Here is a 19,878-nt window from a genome sequence, read left to right on the forward strand (position 1 = left end):
AAAGACGAGGTCGCGCGGTGAAGAAGCTTCTCCTGGTCGCACTGGCCGCCATCGGCGGGCTCCTCGTGTACCGCCAGATCCAGGCGGATCGCGCCGAGCAGGATCTGTGGACGGAGGCGACCGACTCCGTGCCCACGGGTTCGTGAGTATCCCCGACAGTCTCGCCAGGGCCCCGGCCGCCGATGCGGCCGGGGCCCTGTGCTGTGTGCGGACGGTATGCGATCTCGGTCACGTGTACCTGTCACACACAGGTGATCCTTTGGCCATCGAATTTACTTGAGCAAATGATCATTTCGGGGATCCGCCGCGTTGTTCTCCTCGTGGCGCATAACCGACGTTTATGACGTGCGTGAGGAGCCCAGGGTCGCGGGGCGGCCGGGTGGGCGCCGTGAACAAGGCGGACCTTACGGGTGATTGAGCCTTCGGTGCGGACAGTGGACACCTGGGCGAGGCAGGATGGCCACCGCTGCGGTTGCCGCGTGCATGCGCTCGGGTGCACAGGGTGCACAGGGTGCACGGAGTGCAGGGGCGCGGTGCCGCGCAGCGGTCCGACGGGGCCGCCGGGTCGGCGACCAGGGGACGAGAGCGGCAGGGACGGAGGGCGGCGCAGGATGTGGCGCGTGATGAGGCGTCTCGCGACGGGACGGCGGCACGGTGACAAGGCCCCGTCGCACGCTCCCCGGACACCGCCCGCGGTGCGCGGCGCGCTCTGCCTGACGGCGGCTCTGTGCGCGGTGGCCCAACTGCCGGGCGCCGCGGTCGCCGACGCGGGGGCCGCCGACCCCTACGCCTACGACGGGGCGGCGGGCACGGTGCAGGGTGCCGCGAGCAAGGGAGCCGCCCAGGAGATGGCGCTGGGTGCCACGTACAAGAGCACGATCGGCCCGCAGGGCGGTTCCCAGGGAAAGCTCTACTACCGGCTGGAACTCGGTGCGAGGGACGACGTCTACGTGTCCGTGACGGCCGTCCCGCGGCTGGGCACCAAGGCGGAGTACGCCGACGGCCTCAAGGTGAGCCTCCAGGACGCCGAGGGCTACGAGTGCTCCGACGACAACGCGCAGTTCGGCTCGGCGGAGAGCCCCTGGCCCGTCGCCGCCCTGGCCACCCGGAGGATCGACCCCACCACCACCGCCTGTCAGAAGCCCGGCACGTACTACCTGATCGTCGAGCGCAACGAGGCCGCCGCCTCCGCCCCGGACGACTGGGGCCTGGAGCTGAGTTCGGTCACGGAGCCCGCCGCACGGGCGACGGGCCCGAGCACGCCTCCGCACGGCTGGAGGTCCCTTCCTCCCGGGACGCCGTCGGGCGGTCACGGCAGGCGCCACGGCGGCACCAGCTTCAGTACGGCCACCACCGTCGAGGAGGGCGTCTGGCAGGACACCGTCGAGCCGGGGGAAACGCGCTTCTACCGGGTCCCGGTGGGCTGGGGCCAGCAGGTCTCCGCCGCGGCCGATCTGGTCGGCCCGGCCGGGTCCGCTGGACCGGACGGCGGCACGGGCGGCCAGGACCGCGGCGACTTCGTCGGGGCCGCGCTGGCCATGTGGCTGTACAACCCCGTCCGCGGGCGCGTGGCCACCGCGGACGCCTCGTACAGCGGTGACCGGACGTCGGCCGCGTTCGGCTCGCTGCCGCCCGTCGCGTACCGCAACCGCGGCTCCGTCGACCCGCGGGTGTCGGGGATGCGGTTCGCCGGCTGGTACTACCTGGTGGTGAACCTCAATCCGCAGCTCGCCGAGGAGTACGGCGACCAGGCGTACGCGGTGACGCTCCAGGTGCGTGTCTCCGGCACCGCCGAGCGGGGCCCGGACTACGCGGGCGTGCCGAAGCCCGAGGGAGTCTTCGACGTCCCGGGCCAGGACGGGACCGGTGCCGGCGGGGGCGCCTCTGCGGGGCCGGCCGGCGGAACGCTGCGCGTGCTCGGCGTCGCCGCCCTCGGTGTGGGCGTCGCGCTGCTGCTGGTCCTCGCCGTCTGGACGGTGGCGGCCCGGCGGCAGGCGGCGGCGGGCGGACCGCCGTCAGCCGGGCGGGAGACCACGCCCACGGGCGGCGCCCCGGGCGACGGCGGGGACCTCACCGGTGACGGCGGCCACCGGGGCGGAGCCACCGGCTACGGCGACGGCACGGATCCCACCGGCGGCCAGGGCTACGGCGAGGTGCCCGGGTACCGCGACAGGGGCGGGTACGGCGGTGGGCACGGCACCTCGGAGTACGGGGAGCACGGGCAGCACGGCGTGGACCACGGTCGCGCGGAGTACGGGCCGCCGGGGTACGGGCCCGCGGGCGGCCGGGGCGCGGGTGCCCCACACGGCGGCGCGTCGGGACACGGCGCCCCGCAGGGCCAGTCGGGACCGTACGGACCACCGCGCGGCTGGTAGGTGCCGGGTGCCGGGCTTCCGGTTCGGGGGACCGGTGGGCGCCGGTTCGGTGGGGCGCGGGACGGGGCGTGACGGGCACCAATGCGTGGAGCTCCGTGCGAGCCGGCCCCTGGGCGAGCGCCCGCACCCGGCGGGCCGTCCGGACCAGCGCCCGGTTCCGAAGGGGTGCTGTGGCGGTTGGGCCAGGAGAGGTGCCGAGGTGGTCGGGTCTGGTGCGGTGCTGTGTCGGTCGGGCCAGGAGAGGTGCCGTGGCGGTCGGACCTGGAGGGTTGCTGTGGCGGTCGGGTCTGGTGCGGTGCTGTGGCGGTCGGACCTGGAGGGTAGCCGCGGCGGCCGGGCCCGAAGGGGTGTTGTGACGCCCGGCCCCGGAGCGGTTCCGTGACGGTCGGCCGTGGGCGGTGCCGGGCGGTACGACTCCCGGACCAGCGCCGGGACGGTCGGCCCCGGGCCCGCACGGGGACGGTCGGCCCCCGGACCGGCGCCGGGACCGTCAGCCCTCGACCAGCGCCCAGATGCCGAACACGATGCAGAGCACCGCGACGACGAGCACCGGGACGGCGACCTTGAGGGGCGGCCCCGGTTTCCGCTGTCGTGGCCTGCGCCGGGACGGCCGGCCGGCACGCGGGGCGGCGTCCGTCCCGGCCGCGGCGGCCGTCGCCCCGTGCGCCCCGTCGGCGCACGGCCCGCCCTGCTGGGTGAGTACGGCGGCGGGTTCGTAAGGCGCCGGTTCGTACGGCGCACCGCCCCCCGCGGGATGGGGAGCCCTCGGGTACTGGCCGGTGTACGGACGGGTGGGAGCCGTTTCGCGCTGTGCCGGGGTGGTGGGGGTCTGGGAGGAGTCGGGCGGCTGCGGACCGCCTGGTGACGGGGCCCCGGGCGCGGCCTGACCCGGGGAGGCAGGACCGGGGGAGAGCTGGGGGGACGGCTGGGCGGGTGCGGCGTGCCGGGCGGGGTGCGCGTGCTGCGGGGGCGCCGGAGGGCCCACGGCCGGGGCGTGCCGTGCGGCCGCTGCGCCGGGAGCGGGCGGCCCGTGGGGCGCGGGTGGCTGCTCGTGCGCCGGGGGCTGGCCCTGACGCTGCCCCTGCACCGCCTCGTAGGCGGGTGTGGGAGCGGGCGCGGAGGAAGCGGGGGAAGCGGGGGACGGGGAACCGGTGCCGGGTTCGGAGGGGGCGGGGGCTCCGGAGGGCGCGGCGGCTTGGGCGGGGGCGGCGGAGGAGGCCGCCTGCCCGTGCCGCGCGCCGGGCTCCTGTCCGTCCTGTGCGCCCAGTCCGTCCCGTGCGCCCAGTCCGTCCCGTGCGTCCTGTGCGTCCTGTCCGGGCGCGGGGGCGCCCGGGTGCTGGGGGTCCGCCTGCCGCCCCTGACGGAATCCCTCCTGCGGGCCGACCCGGTGGCCGCCCGTCCGCGGGTCCTCCCCCCGGGGCCGCGGCCCGGCGGCGGAGGCCCCCTCGGAGCCCTGCGCCGCCCCGGTGCCGCCCCGGGCCGCCGCGGCGCCTCCGGAGAAGGAGGCGGAGCCGGACGCCGCGGGCTCCGAGAAGGAGGCGGCGCCCCGGGAGGCTGCCGGCCCCTGGCCGGGAGGCGGCGGGAGGTGGAAGCTTCCGGTCTCGGACATGGCGGGCCCTGCGGTCGGCCCCGTGCCGGGCGGCTGCCGGTCCGCGCCCGGTACGGCGGGTGGCGGGGCGGGCAGCGGGCCCTGCGGGCCGAAGCCGGAGGGCAGCGGCCCGATCTGGTCGAAGACCTCCACCAGTTCGTCGTCGGGCCCGGGCTCCGGCAGCATCTCCGCCGCGTGGATCAGTGCCTTGCGCGCTCCCGTGGCGGTACGGAAGCGGGCGTCCGGGTCGGGCTGCAACAGGGTGGCGATGACCTGCCACAGCGGCTCCGGGATGTCCTGCGGAGCTGACGGTGTGCCGTGTGCCCGGAAGCGGTCCACCAGCGCCTTGGCGTCCGGCTTGGCGCCCTGGAGCAGATAGAGCGTGACCAGGCCCACGGCGAAGAGGTCGGCCGGGAAGTCCGGCTCGGAGCCGATGATCTGCTCCGGTGCGAAGTAACCGGGCGTGCCGACGACGAAGTTGGTGTCCGTCAGCCGCGGCTCGCCCTTGCGCATCGAGATGCCGAAGTCGGAGAGCCGCAGATGGGGCCGCCCGGTCCCGGTCGCCTCAAGGAGCACGTTCGCGGGCTTGATGTCGCGGTGCACGACCCCCTCCGCGTGCACCGCGGCAAGCCCGGACAGCAACTGGTCCACGAGGGTGCAGACGAAGGCGGGCGGCAGCGGCCCGTAGTCCCCGATCAGATGGGCGAGGGAGCCGCCGGCGACGAGGTCCATCGTGAAGAGCACCTTGTCGTCGTCCGCGGCCCAACTGGCCGGGGCGAGCACATGAGGGTGGTCGATCCGCACCGCCTGCTCCCTGACGAACCTCAGCAGGGTGTGCGCGTCGCTCTGCTGGAGGACCTTGGCGGCCACGTACCGCCGCCGCCGGTGGTCCCAGGCACGCCAGACGGCGCCGACTCCCCCGCGCCCGATCGGGTCGACCAGTTCGTACCTGCCGGCGAAGACCTCACCCATCGTCGTGCGTCGCTCTCCTTCAGCGCGGCGGCGGTTCTCGCCGCCGCCTCAGCTCTGGTGCGCCTGGTAGTGCGCGACCGCGTCCGCCGTGCGCCCCGCGCCGTACACCCGCAGGAACTCTGCCAGCTCCGGATGGCTGTCGGCGAGCGTGTCCGCCGCTTCGATGATGTCACCGGCAGCGGCGACCGACCGGAGCAGCGACTGGATCTCCCGCACCACGCGCTTGACGGTCGGCGCTCCCGAACTGTTCGTCGTGTGCACGGTGTTGCTGAGCACCGAGCCCCCCTGCGACTTCTTGATCTCGTCCATCCGGTCGGTGGCCTCTGCGGCGCTCACGGTGCCGTCGGCGACCTGGCCCGACAGCTCCTGGAGAAGCTGCACCCGCTGGACGACCGCAGGATTCCCGATCTTGGCGCGCTGGCCGCTCATCAACTGGGAGAGCATGGGAGCCGAGAGCCCGAGCACCCCGGCCAGCCGCGCCTGGTTGAGACCGAGATCGTCGATCAGTCTGCGGAAGAGCGCCCCCAGCGGCTCCCCGTACCAGTTCCGCTGCAGTTCGCGGGCTCTGGCCGTTGCTTCCTGTTGTGCGGCATCCATTGCGTCTCCCCATCGCTTCAAGAACCGCGGTTCGCTCCAGCGAACCCGTGGGGGGCATCCTACGGAGCGTGGTCGCATGCCGGGACCCCCAATCCTTTTGCGGAATACCGGGGAGTACCCGGTACTCTTGTCCCCGGCGCCCACCCGGAACGAGATCCCTTCGGAAGCCCGGCCGGACGCCTCCCTTACGGGGCCTTAGCTCAGTTGGTAGAGCGCTGTCTTTGCATGGCAGATGTCAGGGGTTCGACTCCCCTAGGCTCCACCTGATCCGTAGCAGGTAGAGGACTGTGTGTGGCCCCTTGGAGGCGACTCCAGGGGGCCACTTCCATCGGATAGTCCTCATATCGTCCACATCCCCGAGCGGCTCCGCCGGGAGATGTCACCTGGACGGGGGATTCGGTCACCCTGCGGCCGTACCCGCAGCGGCGAAAGCTGACGGGGACCGGCGCACCTTCCCGAGCCCGCCGCACGCGCGCGCGTGCCGACCCACGGCGTCCTGGTGGGGAGGCCGGGTCCGCACGGCGCCCCCGTGGGCTGCCACCGGCAGACGTGTCCGTCCCGTCCCGCGGGCACGGGCGCGGGACGGCCCGCCCCGGCGACCTCCGACCGGGCCGGACGGCCACCGGCCAGACGGCCAGACGGCCGGGGTGACCGGGGCGGTGGCCCGGGTGGCATACCCATCGGGCAGCGTGCGCGCCGCATCCTCCACGAGGGGAGTCGGCACCATGAGATGGGCCCGCAGCCGGGCCGCCGCGTCGGCCAGGTCGTCGAACCGCGGCAGCAGCGCGTCCGGCTCCGGCAGTCCGGATGCGGCCGCGCGCATCGACTCCGTGCCCGGGGGCCCGCTTCCCACCGGCGCCGAGGGGGTGCTGCGTTCGCTCATGCCGACTCCTGGCAGTCGGCCGTGCCCCGGGGCCGTGGGCGCGGTCGCCGGGGTCGACTCCTGCACCGTTCGTGGAGCCGGACGGCAGGCGCGCTACGTTGCCGGGTGAGCACGCAAAGCGCGTGCCTTGCGGCGGGTGTCGCACACGGACACCGGGCGCCTCGGCCGCCGCACCGCCCACTGGGACGCTCGCAGAGGCTTCACGCAGGCGGACTCCGGCCGGCTGACGGGGCGGTCGAGGCGCTGGGACGCCGTCCGCCGCCCGGTGGTGGGAGCCCCGACTGAGGGAGCTGGAGGACTTCCGCAGGCCACCCAGTGCGCTCGCAGTACAGACTGCCGTGGGAGAGCGACCGCCTGCCGAAGGCCGACGTGATGCTCGTCGCCCCCTGTCGGCAACGAGTCCGAACAAGTGGGGCGCTGGAATCGCGGACACCCTTGCACTGGGCCTCGTGACCGAAGGCGTGCACATGGGCGCGCCGGTCGTCGCCACGCCCTTTTTCAACCGTGCGCAAGGCGCCCAACCGGCGATCACCCCGAGCGCCGCCGACCTACGGGGCCAGGGGTGCGGTACCTCGGCGGCCGGGCCGGCATGGGGCAGACCTGCCCGAGCAGCAGGATGCTTCTGCCTTTCCGTGGGCACGGGCCCCTTGACGCCGTCGATGCCGTCGACGGCGTCTGACGGTGGCGAACGCCCCCGCCGGCCGCGGGCGGAAGGAAGCACGGCTCAGCAATCCGTGCCCAACACCCCCTGAACCGACCGAGTCGGATCGGTGACGCCGCTCTGAAGAGTTTCTTTTCGTATGTCTGTTTTCGGCCCTCCTCAACGGGACCCGGGCGCGGGAGACGACGGGGGTGCCGGGCCCGGCCGGGCGTGTGGGGGTGCGGGGGCGGCGCGCGGGGCCGGGCGGGGGGCGGAGGGCCAGATGAACGGGTGTTCCCACAGGGGCCCGGGTGGTGTCCGTGCGGGACGACGGCCCTGTAGGGAGCGTCCCGCCCGGCAGGATTCCGTAGATCGATTCCGGCCGCCGGTTCACCAATCTCCATGGCGCGTTTCCTTTATGGCTGGACTTCAGTTGTCACGGGGGTGGGGGAACACGGGATCGGACGGCTGGAAAAGGCCGCTCCGAAGGCTGACTCATCACCGCAAAGGGCATGCACATGACATGCCTGCGAACTATCGCCGGCGCGTCTCGTGGCCCAGGTGACGGATGAGGCAGGAGAGTCCGACATGATCAATCGAAGGGCCTTTGTGCTGGCCGGTGCGGCCGGACTGGCGGCGGCCACCACCTTGACGAGTCCGGCCATCGCGGCCGGAGCGTCCCGTTCCGCGGTACCGGGTGCCCGTACCGCCGCGTCGGACGGTCGGTTCGACCTCACCGCACCCGCCGTCCAGTACCTCCGGGAGAAGACCCTCTACAACTCGACGATCTTGCAGTCGTTCGCCTTCGACGACGTCCACCGCTGCATCTTCGCGGTGCAGTTGATGGAGGGCGGCATACAACTGCCCGACGAGCCCGGGCCCGTCTCCGGCGGCGACCGCAGCGCCCGCGGCGACATGTGCCTCACCAGGCTCGGCCTCGGTGGCGAACAGCTCGGCCATATGTACCTGCGTGGTTTCGGCCATGGCGCCTCCATCGGGGTCGAGCCCGGCAGCGGTACCTCGTACATCTGGACAGAGGCGGATGCGAATCCGGACAGCGGTTACGGCACGGCCGTGGCTCGTTTTTCCTATGTGGACGGGGCCGTTCTGGACAGTGGTTCAAGCGCGGTCGACAAGATCTACGTCGTGCCGGGCTCGACCAGCAACCGGCCGGCAGTCGACGTGCTCAACCGGAGGCTGCTGGTGCAGTACATGGTTCCCGACGGCGGCTACCGCTACCGCGTGCTGGACCTGGACCGTGCGAAGCGGGGCGACCTCCGCCCCCTCTTCGACATTCCCCGTGTGGGGATCGACGACACCGAGACCCCCCAGGGCGTGGCCATCCTCGGCGACCACGTCTACCAGATGACCGGCACCCACTACACGGACGAGTCCGGCGACAACCCGCCCTCCGGCCACGGCAACGCCTACCTCAGCCGTGTCCACCTGCCCACGAGCCGGTTGGAGCAGCGGATCCGCACCGAGGCCGCGTACTCCCTGGACTACCGCGAGCCCGAGGGCATAGCCATCCAGTTGGGCCCCTCCCCCCGACTCCACCTGGGCTTCGCCTCGGGCGTCGCGGGGGCGCGCAAGTACACGCTCTACTACAAGTCGCAGTCCTGACGGCGGCACCGGGGCAGACGGTAGGTGCCGAGCGCCGAGCGCCGAGCGCCGAGCGCCGGGCGCCGCGTGCGGCGTCCGACGGCCCGCGGTGCGTGCGGCGTCCGGCGTCCCACGTGCGGTGTGCGGCGCGTCCGGCAATGCGTCCCGCGTCCCGCGTCCGGCAACGCGTGCGGCGCCCGGCAGCGGACCCCAGCACCAGCGGGAGCCCTCCGCGCCCGCGGAAGCCCTCCGGATCCGCGGAAGTCCTCCGGTACCCGCGGAAGCCCCCGGCGGTCCCGGGGGCTTCCGCTCGCCCGGCGCCCGTGGGCATCGGGGGCACGGGGGCGCGTACGCCCCCGCAGTCTCACTTTCCTTGGCGCCGCTCCCGAGCGACCCGCTCCGCGGACTCGGACTCCGTCTGCCTGGCGGCCACGTCCGGGTCGAGCGAGCGGCCGACACTTCCGTCGACCGACGAGAGCCGGGATTCCTCGGACACCTCCGTGGCGGCCGGCGGCTCGACCAGCCAGTCCGGGTTGGCCTGCTTGTCCCACCACTTCCACACCGCGAAGGCGCCGCCGGCCAGGGCCCCGAGCAGCAGGGCCCCCTTGGCCATCCGGCCGGCCATGGCGCGCCGCTCACGGCGGCGGACGATCCGCTGGACGTCCTTGGCCGACACCTGGCCGCGCAGTGCCGCGAGCGTGGCGCTGCTGCGGGAGACCGCCTCCTGCCGGGCCGGCCCGGCCACGGCGACGGCCTGCTCGATACGGGGGCGCGACACCGCGACGGCCTGCTCGATCCGCGGCCCGGCCACGGCGGCGGCCTGCCGTGCCACCTTGGCGGTGCGCCCCGCGGCCTCGTCGACCTTCGTCGGCACGTGCGAGCGTGCCTGTTTGCGCGCCTGGACGATGCGCGGCGCCAGGTGCGCGTCGTACTGGACGCGTGCCTGGTCCGCGGCGAGCGAGACCTTGGGCGCGATGCGCACCCGGGCCTCGTGGGCGTAGTGGACGGCCTTGTCCCTGGCCGTGTCGGCGTAGGGCGCCACCACTTCCGCGGCGTGCAGCACGCTGTCCTTCGCCGAGTCCGTCGCGGCGCGCACGCTGTCGATGCGGGTCACGGGAATCCTCCTCCTTGGTGGCGTACGGTATTGCACCTTTCCACCCCTTTACGGATCATGCCTGCCGGACTCTGCCCCGGCATGCGAAGGCGGGCATCCGGGTCATGACCGTCCCGGAACGTCTGCCCGGGTTCCCCCGGCACGGCCCGGATAGGCGCGGACGGGCCCCGAAAGGGGCGAGGAAAGTCACCGGAAGGGCCTCGGCGGGGTCGTGGACGGCTGCGGAGACGGGCGAGGACGGACGCGGACGGGCGGGCGCGGGCGGCGCCACCCCGGCGGACGTGCCCATGCGCACCCGGCGCGGGCGCCGGTCGTGGTGGCAGCCGCCCGGAGAGCGGTCCATGCGAGGATCGTGGGGTCCCAGACGACAACGGAAGGCAGATCGTGGCTGAGCAGCTCTACGCCACCCTGAAGACCAACCACGGCGACATCGAGGTACGGCTGCTGCCGAACCACGCTCCCAAAACGGTCAAGAACTTCGTCGAGCTCGCCCAGGGCGAGCGGGAGTGGGTCCACCCGGAGACCGGCGCGAAGTCCACGGGCAGGCTGTACGACGGTACGGTCTTCCACCGGGTCATCAGCGGTTTCATGATCCAGGGCGGGGACCCGCTGGGGAACGGCACCGGCGGCCCCGGCTACACCTTCGAGGACGAGTTCCACCCCGACCTGGCCTTCGACCGGCCCTACCTGCTGGCCATGGCCAACGCGGGCCCGGGCACGAACGGCTCGCAGTTCTTCATCACCGTCGCCCCGACCGCGTGGCTCACCCGCAAGCACACCATCTTCGGCGAGGTCACGGACGCGCCCAGCCAGAAGGTCGTGGACTCCATCGCCGGTGCCCAGACCAACCCGCGCACCGACCGGCCGGTCAACGACGTCGTCATCGAGTCGGTCGTCGTGGAGACCCGCGCCAGCTAACAGGGGCGCCGAGGGGGGAGGCCGACGCAGGGCGGCAGGACAGAGCCCGCCCCCGGCCGCGTTCGTGCGCCCGTTCGGGAACCAATCCGCCCCGCCCGACCGTAAGGAAGGGCGGGGCTGGGCGTCACCACCCGGGCCCTTCGGGCTCCGGGGAGCGTTTGGTACGGCCCCGGTGCGTTCGTACGGAGAATGAGGGGATTCCCATGGGCCAGGCCGACCAGGCGCCGGACACTCCGCCGCCGGGCGACCGGCAGGGCGCGGGCGGTGCGGGGAGCGCACCGACCTGCTACCGCCACCCGGACCGCGAGACGGGCGTGCGCTGCTCCCGCTGTGACCGCCCGATCTGCCCCGAGTGCATGGTCAGCGCCGCGGTCGGCTTCCAGTGCCCCGCATGCGTCAGCAGCGGCTCCGGCACCGGGCACGGGCCGGCGGCCGGCCGGCCGCGCACCATCGCCGGCGGGGCGGTGGCGTCGGACCCGCATCTGATCACCAAGATCCTCATCGGGATCAACATCGCGGTCTTCATCGCGATCTCGCTCGACGACAGCCTGGTCGACCGCCTGGTGCTGATCGGAAGCTGGCCGCCCAGGAGCGTGTTCCCGCCGGGGGTGCCCTACCACGCGACGGAGGGCCTTGCGGCCGGCCAGTGGTACCGCCTGGTCACGTCCATGTTCGCGCACCAGGAGATCTGGCACATCGGGTTCAACATGCTCAGCCTGTGGTGGCTGGGCGGCCCGCTGGAGGCGGCCCTCGGCAGGGCCCGCTACCTCGCGCTGTACCTGGTGGCGGGGCTCGCCGGCGGCGTCCTCACCTATCTGCTGGCCTCTCCGACGGAGGCATCGCTGGGCGCGTCCGGAGCGATCTACGGCCTCTTCGGCGCCACCGCCGTCCTGGTGCGCCGGCTCCGCTACGACATGCGTCCGGTCATCGCCCTGCTGGTGATCAACCTGATCTTCACCTTCAGCATGAGCGGCATCGCCTGGCAGGCCCACATCGGCGGCCTGGTCGCCGGTGTGCCGCTGGCCTACGCGATGGTGCACGCGCCACGGGCCAGGCGTGCGCTGGTGCAGTGGGGGGCGTGCGCGGTGGTGCTGCTCGTCGAGGTGGTCGTGCTCGTCGTACGGACGGTGTCGCTCACCTGACGGGGGCGCTCACCCGACGTCGGGCGCCGTGTGTGTGAGCGGACGGCGCCCACCCCCGACCACTCGCCTGCCCACAGCGTTGTCCACAGCGTGTGCTGGATCTTGTGCATGGTGTGGGCAACACCGTCCGGCCACCCGGGCGCCCTGTGTTCAGAGCTGCTTCCGCCGCTCTGACCAGGGCTTTTTTCAACCGTGGAGGAAGTGGAAGGCGGACCGGAGGGCCGGGATGACAGTCATACCGGCGTCAACGCCCGCTGAGTTATCCACAGATCTTCTGAATATCCCCACGTGTGGACAGGCCTGTGGATAACTCAACGGATACGTTCCTGGTGGGACGGTGTACACCCGTCCGTCACCCGTCGTTCCCCGAGCGTGCGGCCGCGCTCCGGTGCCCCGGAGGCGCCGTCACTTCCACTGGGTGGAGACGCCGAAGCCCGCCGCGATGAAGCCGAAGCCGACGACGATGTTCCAGTTGCCGAGCGAGTCGATCGGCAGGTCGCCGTCCGTCACGTAGAAGAGGACGATCCAGGCGAGGCCCACCAGGAACATCGCCAGCATCACCGGCGCCACCCAGGCGCGGTTCGTCAGCTTGATCGCCGCCGTCTGCCTGGTGGGCGGCGGCGTGTAGTCGGCCTTCTTGCGGATGCGTGACTTCGGCACGAGAAACTCTCCTGTCGATGCGCTGCGTGGCCGCGCAGGGAAACGGGCGGGCTCCCGGGCAGCGTACAAGGGGAAGTACGAGGGGCACCGAGCGCTCCCCAGGGCGTCCGTTAGCGTAGTGCCTTCCAGGCGCCGTAAGGAGTAAGGATACCGTTGAGCAAGCAGAGCAATTCTGCCGACTCCCCCGGCACCGGCACCAGCCCCGCGCACACCGGGCGCCGGGGACCGGCCGGAACGGGCCCCGCGCCGCTGCGGCACTGGGGAAGGGTGCTCACCGTCGGCGTCTTCGCGCTGGCCGGCCTGATCTTCGTCACGAGCTTCAACACCGCCAAAGGGACCAACATCCGCACGGACGCCTCCCTGCTGAAGCTGTCCGACCTCATCCAGGAGCGCAGCCGCAAGAACGCCACCCTGGAGACCGCCAACGGCACCCTGCGCGAGGACGTCGAGTCCCTCGCCGCCCGCGACGACGGGCGCACCAAGGAAGAGGACGACAAGCTCACGGCCCTGGAGAAGGAGGCGGCCACCAAGGCGCTGCGCGGCAGGGCCGTCAGCGTCACCCTGGACGACGCGCCGCCGGACGCCACCGCCAAGCTGCCCGGCTACCCCGAGCCGCAGCCGAACGACCTGGTGATCCATCAGCAGGACCTCCAGGCCGTCGTCAACGCCCTGTGGCACGGCGGCGCGCGGGGTATCAAGGTGATGGACCAGCGGCTCATCTCGACCAGCGCCGTGCGCTGCGTCGGCAACACCCTCATCCTCCAGGGCCGGGTCTACTCGCCCCCCTACGAGATGACCGCCGTCGGCGACCCGGACAAGCTCCAGAAGGCCCTCGCGGACTCCCCCGAGATCCAGAACTACATGCTGTACGTGAACGCCTACGGGCTCGGCTGGCGGGTCAAGGAGGAGGGGACGCTGACGCTGCCCGGCTACAAGGGCACCGTGGACCTCCACTACGCCGAGCCGCTGGAGTAGCCGGCCGCACGCCCGCGCCGCACGCCCGTACAGCCCCGCGCCGTGCCCGCGCCCTGCTCCCGCGCCACCCGCGCGCACCACCCCGCGCCGGCCGTGACGAGGCGCACGTCACGCTTTCCACAGGCTGCCCACGTACCCTTCGCCTCACCGTAGTCTGGTGGACGCAAACTTTGTCGACGGCGAGTAGGGACGGCATGTACGGCTGGATCTGGCGGCATCTGCCGGGCAACACATGGGTGAAGGCGCTGATCTCGTTCGTCCTGGTGCTGGCCGTGGTGTACGTCCTCTTCCAGTACGTCTTCCCCTGGGCCGAGCCCCTCCTCCCCTTCAACGACGTCACGGTCAACGGCAGTGCGCCGTGGCCGGGATCGGTGGCCGCCCGATGACCAGCCAGAGCTGTCCGCCCGCCGGCCCGGTCGCGCCCACCGGGGCCCGTGCGGCCGTCCGTTCCACCGCCGTCCCTCCTGGTACCCCCCGCCCCGCGCGTGTGCTCGTCGTCGACAACTACGACAGCTTCGTCTTCAACCTCGTGCAGTACCTCTACCAGCTCGGCGCCGAGTGCGAGGTGCTCAGGAACGACGCCGTCTCCCCGGAGTACGTCCGGCGGCGCGCGGCGGACGGCGGCGGCTTCGACGGCGTCCTGCTGTCCCCGGGCCCGGGCACCCCCGAGGAGGCCGGCGTCTGCGTCGACATGGTGCACCGCTGCGCGGAAACCGGAGTCCCGGTCTTCGGCGTCTGTCTCGGCATGCAGTCGATGACGGTGGCGTACGGGGGCGTGGTCGACCGCGCCCCGGAGCTGCTGCACGGCAAGACCTCGCCCGTGGAGCACGACGGACGCGGCGTCTTCGCCGGCCTTCCCTCGCCCTTCACCGCGACCCGCTACCACTCCCTCGCCGCCGAGCCGGCCGCCGTCCCCGCCGAGTTGGAGGTCACCGCCCGCACGCGCGACGGCATCATCATGGGCATCCGCCACCGTGACCTGCCCGTGGAAGGCGTGCAGTTCCACCCGGAGTCCGTGCTCACCGAGCACGGCCACCTGATGCTGGCCAACTGGCTGGCGCAGTGCGGGGATGAAGGGGCGGTGCAGCGGTCCGCGGGCCTCGCGCCCGTGGTGGGCAGGGCCTCGGCGTGACCGCACTGCGCCCCGAGCGCGAAGGAGCCCCGTACGGCGAGTACGACGCGCAGGACGCGTACGCCCCCGGGAAGCCGTCCGCCTTCGGAGACGCACTCCTTCCGGACGCCGCCGTCTTCGGGGCCGGCTCCTACGGTGACGCCGCCCGGTTCGAGGCGGGCACCTACGGGGACGCCGCGGCCTTCGAGGCGGCCGTGGAGCAGCTCGCCGACCCGTTGAACGACCCGCTGCCCGGCTCCACCGCCCAGGACGCGTCGCCGGGCCCGCACAGCACGTACGGGCACCCCGGCCGGCGCCCCCCGCTGCCCGAGCCGCCGCCGGGCCGCTACCCGGCCTCCTACGACCCGCCGCAGGGCAGGCACTCCGCCGCGCCGCAGGACCCCTCTTCGGGCCGCCCCCCCGCGGTCGGCGACCCGTTGGCCGGGCCTTCGCCCGCGACGCAGGGGCAGCCGTCCGCGCCGTACGCGTTCGGGTACGCCCCCCTTGCGGGTGAACCCGCCGCCGCGTCGCCGCATCACTCCTCCGAGTGGTTTCGCAGCGAGCCCGTCGAGCGGCAGCCCTCCGAGGAGAGACAGCCCCCCGGGGAACCCCGTCCGCAACCGCGCCGCTCGCACCGCAAGCCGCCCCCGGAGGCACCCCAGGACGTCACCCAGACCCTCGTGCAGCCCCTCTACGACCCGGCCGCGCAGGACGCGCCCGACACCGCACCGGGGCCGCCGCGCAGGCCCGGCTCCGGGCACGCGGCCGGAGCGGGCACGCGACGCCGCCCGAACCGCGGCGCGGCTCCCCGCACCGACCACGGCGCGGGCGCGGACACCGACCGGGAGACCGGCACAGGCGCACAGGAGGCGGCACCGGCCGCCGGGTCAGCGGGCTCGGACGCGGCAGGGTCGGCCCTGGGCGCGGCCGTGACCGCGTCAGCCGCGGCCGGGGGCCGGGCCGCGCGGCGGCGGGCCGCCAAGCAGCGCAGTGGCGGTGGCGGCGGTGGCGGACGCCGCCGTGCCGGTGGCCGGCACGACAGCAGGACCGCGGGCCGCGGCGGGCACCGGGCCCGCGGGCACCGGGCCCGCGGGCACCGCGCCGGCGACGAGCCCTGGGAGCAGGAGCAGGAGCAGGAGCAGGAGACCGGGAGCGCCGGGGAGTCCGCCCCGCTGACCCGGATGGAGGCGCGCCGCGCGGCCCGTGCGGCCAGACCGAGCGCCTCGGTGGTCGCGAGCCGGGTGATCGGCGAACTCTTCATCAGCATCGGTGTGATGATGCTGCTCTTCGTCACCTACCAGCTCTGGTGGACGAACGTCCGCGCGCACGAGGAGGCGGACGGTGCGGCGCACAGCCTCCAGGACGACTGGGCGAACGGCAAGGGCAAGCCGGGTGTCTTCGCGCCGGGCCAGGGCTTCGCCATCATGCACATCCCCAAGTTGGACGTCGTCGTGCCGATCGCCGAGGGCACCGACAAGCACCGGGTCCTCGACCGCGGCATGGTCGGCCACTACGGCGGTCCGAACGACATCCAGACGGCGATGCCCGACGCCAAGACGGGCAACTTCGCGGTGGCCGGCCACCGCAACACCCATGGCGAGCCGTTCCGTTACATCAACCGCCTCACGCGCGGCGACGTGATCGTGGTCGAGACGCAGGACACCTACTACGTCTACAAGGTGACCAGCATGCTGCCGCAGACCCCGCCCAGCAACATAGGCGTCATCGGCCCCGTGCCCCCAGGATCCGGTTTCACCGGGCCCGGGCGGTACATCACCCTGACGACGTGTACGCCTGAATACACCAGTAAGTACCGTCTGATCGTCTGGGGCAAGATGGTCGAGCAGCGGCCCCGCAGCAAGGGCAAGCCGACGGCCCTCGTCAACTGAGCGCACGCGCCCTGACCAACGGCCGTCCGGACGAGGCAGACTGACACGGACAACACCGGCTGAACGCGCCGGGGGCCGGGCAGCTCCGACAGCCGTGGGCCCGGCGGGACGGACAGAACAGGGCAGATGCAGTGGTAGCGACGACCGACCCCGACGACAGGACCGAAGCGTCCTCGCCGCCGCCACCCGTCCGGCGGCCGCGCCACCGGATCGCCTTCGCGGTGAGCGTGTTCGGAGAGCTGCTGATCACCGTGGGGTTGGTGCTCGGCCTCTTCGTCGCCTACTCCCTGTGGTGGACGAACGTCACCGCGGACCGCGAGGCGAACCGCCAGAGCGACCAGGTGCGCCACCACTGGGCCGACCCGGGCCCCGGCGCGCTCGACACCAAGGACGGCATCGGCTTCCTGCACGTGCCCGCCATGCACAACGGCGAGGTGCTGGTGAAGAAGGGCACGTCGGCCGCGGTGCTGAACGACGGCGTCGCCGGCTACTACACGCATCCGGTCAAGTCGGCGCTGCCCGGCGACCCCGAGGGCAATGTCACGCTGGCGGCGCACCGGGACGGGCACGGCGCGAAGTTCCACAACATCGACAGGATGAGGAAGGGCGACGCGATCGTCCTGGAGACCAAGGACACCTGGTACGTCTACAAGGTCTACGACATCCTCAAGGAGACCTCGAAGTACAACGTGCAGGTGATCGACCAGGTCCCGAAGGAGTCCGGCAAGAAGAAGCCCGGCCGGTACATCACCCTGACCACCTGTACGCCCGTGTACACCTCCCTGTACCGCTATGTGGTCTGGGGCGAGCTGGAGCGCACGCAGAAGGTCGACAGCGACCGGACGCCACCGGTGGAGCTGCGGTAGCCCGTGCGGTGGCCCGGCACCGCCCCGCGCCCGGCGCACACCCGGCGGGTGCCGGTCCACCGAGGAGGCGTACGTCCGGTCGGCGCCGGCCCGCTCCCGGGCCGTGTCGGGTGCCGTTCCACGGAGGGGGCGCCCACCCGGCGGGCGCGCCGGCCCGCTCCCGGGCCGTACGTCCGGCGGGCGCCGGTCCACCGCCAGGGAGGGCTACGGAAAACGCATGTGGGCCCGGCCGGAAGCCGGGCCCACATGCGTTTCTCAGGTACCGATCAGAGCGCGGAGCCAGCAGCGGAGCAGGTGCTCCGGAGGCGGGGGTCCCGCGGCTCCCGGGGGCCCGTCGAGGGCCCCCGGTCAGCTCAGAAGCCCCGCTGACCCCCGAAGACGTTGCCGCCGGGGCCGCCGTCGTCCCCGCCCGGGCCGCCGGGGCCGCCGGGGCCGCCTCCGCCGCCCACCGTCTGGAGATCGACCGCCGTACCGGGTGCGACCTGCTGGCCGGCCCCGGGGCTGGAGGTGATGACGAAGGCGTTGTCGTCACCCGGGCCGTTGATCTTGCCGACCTGGAGGCCGGCGCCCGCCAGCGCCTGCTTGGCGGCGGCCACGGTCTGCCCGGAGAGATTGGGGACCGCGACCTGCTGGGCGGCCTTGGCCACCTGGACGGTCACGGTGGAGCCGGGGTCGACCTGGGTGTTGGGGGCCGGACTGGTCTGGACCACCTTCCCGGGCTCGACGCTGCTGCTCTCGACGTCCTGCCGCTGGACCTTGAGGTTGTTGGACTCCAGTTGGGCCTTGGCGTCCTCGAAGGTCTTCCCGGTCACATCGGGGACGGTGACCTGCTTCTTCTCCTTGGCGACGGTCAGCGTGACCGTGCTGCCCGACTCCCGCTCGGTGCCCGGGTCGGGATTCTGGGAGAGCACCTGGTCGACCGGCTGCGTGGACTCCTTGAATTTGACCTCGACGTCGAACTTCTTGTCGGACAGCTCCGACCTGGCGTCGTCGAGCGAGTCACCGATGACGTTGGGCACCGCGACCTTCGGGGCGCCCGTCGACATCACGACCGAGACCGTGCTGTTCTTGGCGATCTTCCCGCCGGGCTCGGGCTCCTGGGTGCAGACATGGCCCCGGGGCTGGTCCTTGCACTCCTTGTTGCCGGAGACCGAGACCTTGAGGTCGACATTGGCCGCCTTGGCCTTGGCGCCGGACAGGGTCTCGCCCACCAGCGTGGGCACGGGCACCTGGGCGTCGCCCTGGCCGCTGTCGCTGAACGCCCACTTCCCGATCAGGATCGCGCCGACCAGCACCAGCACACCGGCGACGACCAGCAGGACCGTGGACGTGCTCGACTTCTTCTGGCGGCGCCGGTCTGGCCGCTCCTCGTAGCCGAACCCGCCGTCGTCCGGGTTGACCGGCGGCAGCATCGACGTGCGCTCCCCACCGGGGTCCTGGGGGCGCATCGCCGTGGTCGGCTGGTCGTCGGGGCCGTAGCCCGCGTAGGCCGCCGCACCCATCGCCGCGGCGGCCGCGACGGGCGCTCCGTCGAGGCATGCCTCGATGTCGGCGCGCATCTCGTCCGCGGACTGGTAGCGGTAGTTGGGATCCTTTACCAGGGCCTTCAGGACGATTGCGTCCATTTCGGGCGTGATCTCGGGATCGAAGGCGCTCGGCGGCTGCGCCTCCTCGCGGACGTGCTGGTAGGCCACCGCGACCGGGGAGTCGCCCACGAACGGCGGGCGGACGGTCAGCAGCTCGTACAGCAGGCAGCCGGTGGAGTACAGGTCGGAGCGGGCGTCGACGGTCTCGCCCTTGGCCTGCTCGGGCGAGAGGTACTGCGCGGTGCCGATCACGGCAGCGGTCTGGGTCATGGTCATCCCGGCGTCGCCCATGGCGCGGGCGATGCCGAAGTCCATGACCTTGACCTGCCCGGTGCGGGTGAGCATGACGTTCGCGGGCTTGATGTCGCGGTGCACGATGCCGCTGCGGTGCGAGTACTCCAGCGCCTGGAGGATGCCGATGGTCATCTCCAGGGAACGCTCGGGCAGCAGCTTGCGGCCCGAGTGCAGCAGCTCACGGAGCGTGGAGCCGTCCACGTACTCCATGACGATGTACGGGATCGAGACCCCGGCACCCCCGGTGGCCTGGTCGTAGACCATGTCCTCGCCGGTGTCGTAGACCGCCACGATCGCGGGGTGGTTGAGCGAGGCGGCCGACTGGGCCTCACGGCGGAACCGGGCCTGGAACGACGGGTCACGGGCGAGGTCGGCGCGCAGCGTCTTCACCGCCACGGTGCGGCCGAGGCGGGTGTCGTGCGCGAGGTAGACCTCCGCCATGCCACCGCGGCCGAGCACCTGGCCCAGCTCGTACCGGCCGCCGAGGCGACGCGGCTCTTCCATAGCTACCTACCAGCCCTCTCCGTCGGTCCCGACCGCACCCGATGTGTGGTCCGGCGGTGTGCTGTCCGGGCTACCGTACCCGGCTCACCTTCCTTGCCACGGCCCTCCCGGCCACCCGATACCGGACCGGTACCGCATCGTGCACCGATGTGAAGGGGACGT

16 protein-coding genes and 1 tRNA gene are annotated in these 19,878 nt (G+C 72.8%); 11 read left to right on the forward strand and 6 right to left on the reverse strand.

Annotated features, from left to right (window positions below; all coding sequences use genetic code 11):
- The first annotated feature begins 17 nt into the window (after nt 1–17).
- Both IE313_RS34910 and IE313_RS02045 read left to right on the forward strand, forming a co-directional pair.
- Entirely contained in the window at nt 18–146 is a 129-nt protein-coding gene (locus IE313_RS34910) for a DLW-39 family protein (protein ID WP_003999697.1), read from the forward strand.
- Nucleotides 147–623: 477 nt separating this feature from the next.
- A complete protein-coding gene (locus IE313_RS02045; protein ID WP_189929084.1) occupies nt 624–2,375 on the forward strand; it encodes a hypothetical protein in 1,752 nt (583 codons plus the stop codon).
- A 490-nt stretch (nt 2,376–2,865) separates the two neighbouring features.
- Here the strand turns inward: IE313_RS02045 and IE313_RS02050 are convergent, their stop codons facing one another.
- Nucleotides 2,866–4,935, reverse strand: coding sequence for a serine/threonine-protein kinase (locus IE313_RS02050; RefSeq protein WP_189929085.1), 2,070 nt, complete (start codon nt 4,933–4,935; stop codon nt 2,866–2,868).
- A gap of 48 nt (nt 4,936–4,983) precedes the next feature.
- Entirely contained in the window at nt 4,984–5,532 is a 549-nt protein-coding gene (locus IE313_RS02055) for a helix-turn-helix domain-containing protein (protein ID WP_189929086.1), read from the reverse strand.
- A gap of 189 nt (nt 5,533–5,721) precedes the next feature.
- Here IE313_RS02055 and IE313_RS02060 point away from each other — a divergent pair.
- Nucleotides 5,722–5,794, forward strand: a tRNA-Ala gene (locus tag IE313_RS02060).
- Between the two features lie 138 nt (nt 5,795–5,932).
- Here IE313_RS02060 and IE313_RS36665 read toward each other — a convergent pair.
- Nucleotides 5,933–6,415 carry a DUF6415 family natural product biosynthesis protein gene (locus tag IE313_RS36665; protein WP_506005222.1) on the reverse strand — a complete coding sequence of 161 codons (483 nt, stop codon included), beginning with the start codon at nt 6,413–6,415 and terminating at the stop codon, nt 5,933–5,935.
- Between the two features lie 1,228 nt (nt 6,416–7,643).
- Between IE313_RS36665 and IE313_RS02065 the strand changes: the two genes are divergently transcribed.
- Nucleotides 7,644–8,678 carry a phage baseplate protein gene (locus IE313_RS02065; RefSeq protein WP_189929087.1) on the forward strand — a complete coding sequence of 345 codons (1,035 nt, stop codon included), beginning with the start codon at nt 7,644–7,646 and terminating at the stop codon, nt 8,676–8,678.
- 343 nt (nt 8,679–9,021) lie between these two features.
- On the opposite strand, the gene IE313_RS02070 is transcribed toward IE313_RS02065, so the two are convergent.
- On the reverse strand, nt 9,022–9,771 hold the full coding sequence (locus IE313_RS02070) for a DUF5324 family protein (protein ID WP_189929088.1): 750 nt from the start codon (nt 9,769–9,771) through the stop codon (nt 9,022–9,024).
- 384 nt (nt 9,772–10,155) lie between these two features.
- Between IE313_RS02070 and IE313_RS02075 the strand changes: the two genes are divergently transcribed.
- Both IE313_RS02075 and IE313_RS02080 read left to right on the forward strand, forming a co-directional pair.
- Complete coding sequence (locus IE313_RS02075; protein ID WP_189929089.1) at nt 10,156–10,689, forward strand: peptidylprolyl isomerase; 534 nt, start codon at nt 10,156–10,158, stop codon at nt 10,687–10,689.
- 203 nt (nt 10,690–10,892) lie between these two features.
- Nucleotides 10,893–11,831, forward strand: a complete 939-nt coding sequence (locus IE313_RS02080; protein ID WP_189929090.1) for a rhomboid family intramembrane serine protease — start codon at nt 10,893–10,895, stop codon at nt 11,829–11,831.
- A gap of 405 nt (nt 11,832–12,236) precedes the next feature.
- Here the strand turns inward: IE313_RS02080 and crgA are convergent, their stop codons facing one another.
- On the reverse strand, nt 12,237–12,491 hold the full coding sequence (crgA, locus tag IE313_RS02085; protein WP_189929091.1) for a cell division protein CrgA: 255 nt from the start codon (nt 12,489–12,491) through the stop codon (nt 12,237–12,239).
- 153 nt (nt 12,492–12,644) lie between these two features.
- Between crgA and IE313_RS02090 the strand changes: the two genes are divergently transcribed.
- From IE313_RS02090 to IE313_RS02110, 5 genes are all read left to right on the forward strand, one after another.
- A complete protein-coding gene (locus IE313_RS02090; RefSeq protein ID WP_189929092.1) occupies nt 12,645–13,466 on the forward strand; it encodes a DUF881 domain-containing protein in 822 nt (273 codons plus the stop codon).
- Nucleotides 13,467–13,660: 194 nt separating this feature from the next.
- Nucleotides 13,661–13,852, forward strand: coding sequence for a hypothetical protein (locus IE313_RS02095; RefSeq protein WP_189929287.1), 192 nt, complete (start codon nt 13,661–13,663; stop codon nt 13,850–13,852).
- 101 nt (nt 13,853–13,953) lie between these two features.
- Nucleotides 13,954–14,598: an aminodeoxychorismate/anthranilate synthase component II gene (locus IE313_RS02100; RefSeq protein WP_229924287.1), complete on the forward strand. Its 645-nt coding sequence runs from the start codon at nt 13,954–13,956 to the stop codon at nt 14,596–14,598.
- A gap of 659 nt (nt 14,599–15,257) precedes the next feature.
- A complete protein-coding gene (locus IE313_RS02105; protein WP_308439130.1) occupies nt 15,258–16,466 on the forward strand; it encodes a class E sortase in 1,209 nt (402 codons plus the stop codon).
- A gap of 131 nt (nt 16,467–16,597) precedes the next feature.
- Nucleotides 16,598–17,332, forward strand: a complete 735-nt coding sequence (locus tag IE313_RS02110) for a class E sortase (protein ID WP_189929095.1) — start codon at nt 16,598–16,600, stop codon at nt 17,330–17,332.
- Between the two features lie 353 nt (nt 17,333–17,685).
- Here the strand turns inward: IE313_RS02110 and pknB are convergent, their stop codons facing one another.
- Complete coding sequence (gene pknB / locus IE313_RS02115) at nt 17,686–19,716, reverse strand: Stk1 family PASTA domain-containing Ser/Thr kinase (RefSeq protein ID WP_189929096.1); 2,031 nt, start codon at nt 19,714–19,716, stop codon at nt 17,686–17,688.
- Nucleotides 19,717–19,878 lie beyond the last annotated feature (162 nt).

This window comes from Streptomyces sulfonofaciens (genome assembly GCF_014656295.1).
Lineage (GTDB): Bacteria > Actinomycetota > Actinomycetes > Streptomycetales > Streptomycetaceae > Streptomyces > Streptomyces sulfonofaciens.